This is a genomic window from Meiothermus sp. (assembly GCF_025056915.1).
In the GTDB taxonomy this organism is placed as follows: domain Bacteria; phylum Deinococcota; class Deinococci; order Deinococcales; family Thermaceae; genus Meiothermus.
The window spans coordinates 1-1,310 of the sequence record NZ_JANWVH010000165.1 but is presented as its reverse complement, the minus strand read 5'-3'; the positions used below and the strand labels follow the sequence as shown (position 1 = coordinate 1,310).

Annotated in this window: 3 protein-coding genes; all 3 read right to left on the bottom strand. The window is 58.9% G+C overall.

Annotated features, from left to right (window positions below):
- Nucleotides 1-756, bottom strand: a 756-nt coding sequence (locus NZN28_RS14445) for a C1 family peptidase (RefSeq protein WP_295399343.1), incomplete at its 3' end; no start/stop codon positions are given.
- Nucleotides 753-935 (bottom strand): hypothetical protein, encoded by a 183-nt coding sequence (locus NZN28_RS14440; RefSeq protein ID WP_295399341.1) that lies wholly within the window; start codon nucleotides 933-935, stop codon nucleotides 753-755. The genes NZN28_RS14445 and NZN28_RS14440, both read right to left, overlap by 4 nt.
- Before the next feature lie 128 nt (nucleotides 936-1,063).
- Nucleotides 1,064-1,310: DUF5615 family PIN-like protein (locus tag NZN28_RS14435; RefSeq protein WP_295399339.1), on the bottom strand; the 247-nt coding region annotated here is incomplete at its 5' end.

Genomic DNA, 1,310 nt, shown 5'->3' with positions numbered 1-1,310 from the left:
AAAGACCGCCTGGTTGACCCGGTAGCGGCCTTCCTCGAGGGCCACCTGGGGCAGCATCAGCCAGTCCAGTGGGGTGGGGATGTTGTAGGTCTGGGTGCGCTGGCTCAGGTTGGCATCGCCCATCAAGCGCTGCGGGCTATTGCGGGTGATGGGGGGCAGCCACTTGCCCGAGTCTCCAAACGATTCCTGCCCGTTGTACGGGGCCTGGCTTTCCAGCGGGATGCCCAGTTTACCGTTCATGATGTTTTGCAGCTTGTAATTGGCACTGCCCCCACCCCAAACCGCCAGGTAATTCTCGGACTGACTGGGAGGCACGGGTGGGCTTTGGGTATCCAGCACGTTGACCTTGTCCTGCCAGTTCAGGAACTCCTCCGAGAGGTCCAGGGTAAGGTTATAAGCGCGCTTGTAGGCCGCCTCGAGGGCCCCCACCACTGCAAAGGCCGTGCAGGTGCCCCGTTCCCCCTGGTCTTTCACCGGGGTTTGAAAGGGGGTAAGGTCTACCGCGCTGGGCAGGTTTTGGGGGCGCAGCATAGCAGACCCGCTGGAGGTTGGGGGAGGAAAGCGATCCAGATACCACTGGGTCTCCTCGGGTTTGTTCAGCAACTTGACCTCCCCATTGCGCAGGCGCACGGCTGGGTATCCATCCACCGTCAGGCGCTCCATAATGTCCGGGCCTATCGAACCCTCTTGTGGGGGCGGGCTGCTGCAAGCTGCCAGAATGCCGGCCACTATTGCCAACAACCATCTACGTTTCATCTCAATCCTCCTTGACAGCCTTTTTGCTTGAGCTGGGCCTCGAGCCAGGCCACCAGTTCCAGGGGGCTTTCGAACTCGAGCACCTCTCCCGCCCGCTCGAGGCGGGCCTGCCAGGGGTGGGTTTCGTCCGGCGGCTGCACGATGAGCCGGTATTCGCGCTTGCTCTCGTCATCATCCACGCCTCACCTCCTTGTGCGAGCCACCTTAGCAGGGGGGGCGTGGCAAGACCCAACTTGGTTACAAGGGCTCAGGAGCGCTTATTAGGTTTTTTGTTTTGAACGACATAAGTCATGCTTGCGAACCGTTGCTAGGAGACTTCGCCAATCTCAACCAGAGGTTCACCCGCCGCAAATAGCTTCAGGGCACGCTCGAATACCTTCGATAGCACATCTTTGAGGTTCGTGTTGGAAGTGTTGCCCAACGTAATCCACAGCACCTGTGGAGGGGGCCCGTGCAGTTCCAAAAAACCAACGAAATCGCTGTCTTTGGTGATTATACCAATTCTACGACGAGGTGACACATAAAGCCTCCTGAATCCAGGGCCAAAAGCAAAG